The sequence below is a fragment of the Hydrogenophaga sp. genome, assembly GCF_041633695.1.
GTDB lineage: Bacteria > Pseudomonadota > Gammaproteobacteria > Burkholderiales > Burkholderiaceae_C > Hydrogenophaga.
This window is the reverse complement of sequence record NZ_JBFJMY010000522.1, coordinates 1-2,638: the sequence shown is the minus strand read 5'-3', so window position 1 is coordinate 2,638 and position 2,638 is coordinate 1. Positions and strand designations below refer to the sequence as shown.

The 2,638-nt window shown below is 65.4% G+C and carries 4 protein-coding genes; all 4 read right to left on the bottom strand.

The features are described 5' to 3' along the window. Positions 1 to 801: histidinol-phosphate transaminase (locus tag ABYB95_RS21100; RefSeq protein WP_372661528.1), on the bottom strand; the 801-nt coding region annotated here is incomplete at its 3' end. Between the two features lie 8 nt (positions 802 to 809). Then, entirely contained in the window at positions 810 to 1,772 is a 963-nt protein-coding gene (locus ABYB95_RS21095; protein WP_372661525.1) for an aspartate carbamoyltransferase catalytic subunit, read from the bottom strand. 6 nt (positions 1,773 to 1,778) lie between these two features. Further along, positions 1,779 to 2,294 (bottom strand): bifunctional pyr operon transcriptional regulator/uracil phosphoribosyltransferase PyrR, encoded by a 516-nt coding sequence (pyrR, locus tag ABYB95_RS21090; RefSeq protein WP_372661522.1) that lies wholly within the window; start codon positions 2,292 to 2,294, stop codon positions 1,779 to 1,781. Next, a partial coding sequence (gene ruvX, locus ABYB95_RS21085; RefSeq protein WP_372661519.1) for a Holliday junction resolvase RuvX occupies positions 2,291 to 2,638 on the bottom strand: 348 nt, incomplete at its 5' end. The genes ruvX and pyrR, both read right to left, overlap by 4 nt.

The following is a 2,638-nucleotide window of genomic DNA, read 5'->3' as shown; positions in this document are numbered from 1 at the left end:
TTCCAGGTAGGCGCTGTCTTCCATTGCCGCTTGCGCGCCGGCCAGTGCCAGGCGGTCCAGCGGGTAGGAGTTGAAACTGTTCTTGACCCGCTCCAGGCCCTGGATCAGCGCCGGCTGCGCCAGCGCAAAGGCGGCCCGCAAACCGGCCAGCGCGCGCGACTTGGAGAAGGTCTGCACCACCAGCAGGTTGGGGAATTCGGGCACCAGAGACGCCGCGCTCTCGGCGCCGAAATCCACATAGGCCTCGTCCACCACCAGCACCGAGCCGGGGTTTTGCAACAGCAGCGCCCGGATCTGGTCGAGCGGCAAGGCGATGCCGGTGGGTGCATTGGGGTTGGGCAGCACAATGCCTCCATTGGGGCGGTCGTAATCGGCCACGCGGACCGCAAACCCGGCGTCCAGCGGCACCGTTTCGCCGCTGATGCCGTACAGGCCGCAGTACACCGGGTAAAAGCTGTAGCTCACATCGGGAAACAGCACCGGCTTGCCGTGTTGGAGCAGGCCCAGAAAGGCGTGCGCCAGCACCTCGTCGGAGCCGTTGCCCAGAAACACATGTGCGGGTGTCAGCCCGAAGCACGCCGCGATGCTCGCCTTGAGCGCCCGGCCTTCGGGATCGGGGTACAGGCGCAGGCGCTCGTCCACCGCCGCAGAAATGGCCGCCAACACCGCGGGCGACGGCGGGTATGGGGATTCGTTGGTGTTGAGCTTGACCCAACCGGTCGTGCTCGGTTGCTCGCCCGGCACATAGGCTTTTAGCTCGGCCAGGCCGGTACTCCAGAAGGGCGAAGGCGCGTCCTGCATGCTCGGGCTCAAGCCTCGTTGCCGGCCACGATGCCCATGACCGCCATGCGCACCGCGATGCCGAAGGTCACCTGCGGCAGGATCACGCTCTGGCTGCCGTCCACCACCGCCGAAGAAATTTCCACGCCCCGGTTGATCGGGCCGGGATGCATGGCAATGGCGTCCGGCTTGGCCCAGCGCAGGCGCTCGGGGGTCAAGCCAAAGCTCTTGAAGTACTCCTGGCTCGACGGCAGCAAGGCGCCGCTCATGCGCTCGTTTTGCAGCCGCAGTGTGATCACCACGTCGCAGTCCTTGATGCCCTCTTCCAACGTGTGGCACACGCGCACACCCATGCTGGACAGGTCGGACGGCACCAGGGTGCGGGGGCCGACCACGCGCACGTCCGGGCAACCCAGGGTGGTCAGGGCGTGGATGTCGGAGCGCGCCACACGCGAGTGCAGCACATCGCCCACGATGGCCACCGAGAGTTTGGTGAAATCCTGCTTGTAGTGGCGGATGGTGAACATGTCCAACAGCCCCTGGGTGGGGTGGGCGTGGCGGCCGTCGCCGGCGTTGACCACGTGCACATGCGGCGCCACATGCTGGGCAATCAGATAGGGCGCGCCCGACTCGCTGTGGCGCACCACAAAGATGTCGGCCGCCATGGCCGACAGGTTGGAGATGGTGTCGAGCAGCGACTCGCCCTTGGCGGTGGAGCTGCGTGCGATGTCGAGGTTGATCACATCGGCCGACAAGCGTGTGGCCGCGATTTCGAAGGTGGTGCGGGTGCGGGTGCTGTTCTCGAAGAACAGGTTGAACACGCTTTTGCCACGCAGCAGCGGCACCTTCTTCACCTCGCGGGTGCTCACGCCCACGAAGTTGGCGGCGGTGTCCAGGATTTGCGTGAGGATGTCGCGCGACAAGCCTTCGGTGGACAGCAGGTGGATGAGCTCGCCGTTTTTATTGAGCTGGGGATTGCGTTGTGGCGTCATGGGGGTTCAGGCGTTCTTTTTTTCCAGCACGAAACTCAAACTACCGTCGTCCTCGCGCGCCAACTCGAGCACCTGGTTCTCGGGCAGGGTGAGCACGGCGGCGCTGACATTGGCCTCGATCGGCAACTCGCGCCCGCCCCGGTCGACCAGCACGGCCAGTTGCACGGTGGCGGGGCGGCCATAGTCGTAGAGTTCGTTGACCACGGCGCGGATGGTGCGCCCGGTGTAGAGCACGTCGTCGATCAGCACCACGTGGGCGCCGTTCACGTCAAAAGGCAAAACGGTTTGTGCGCTCAGCGCCAGACCGCGCTGCGCAAAGTCGTCGCGGTGCAGGCTGGAAGAGATCACGCCGGCATCGCCTTCCAGGCCCAGATCGTGCTGCAGGCGCTCGGCCAGCCAGGCCCCGCCCGAGGTGATGCCCGCCAGGTACATGGGCTGCGGCGTGGCGGCCACCAACTGCTTCACACCGTCCAACAACTCCAGATAGAGTTTTTCGGCGTCCAGCTGTATCGATTGGGTCATGGCAGGCTCCTCAAAAACTGCTCCAGGATGATGCAAGCCGAAGCCGCGTCGGCGTCTTTTGCGCCTTGCGACAAAGCTTCGGTCGTGGTGTAGCGCTCGTCCACCTCGAACACCAGTAAACCATAGCGGCCACGCAGCTGGCGCGCAAACTTGCGCGCGCGCGCGGTGTTGTCGTGTGGTGCACCGTCGGGATGGAAAGGCACGCCCACCACCAGCGCGTCGGGCTGCCACTCTTTCAAGTGCTGGGCGATCTTCTCAAAACGGGCATCGCCCTCGGCGGCAATGCTGCCCTGTGGCGTGGCGCTGCGGGTGATGCGGTTGCCGCTGGCCACGCCGGTGCGCTT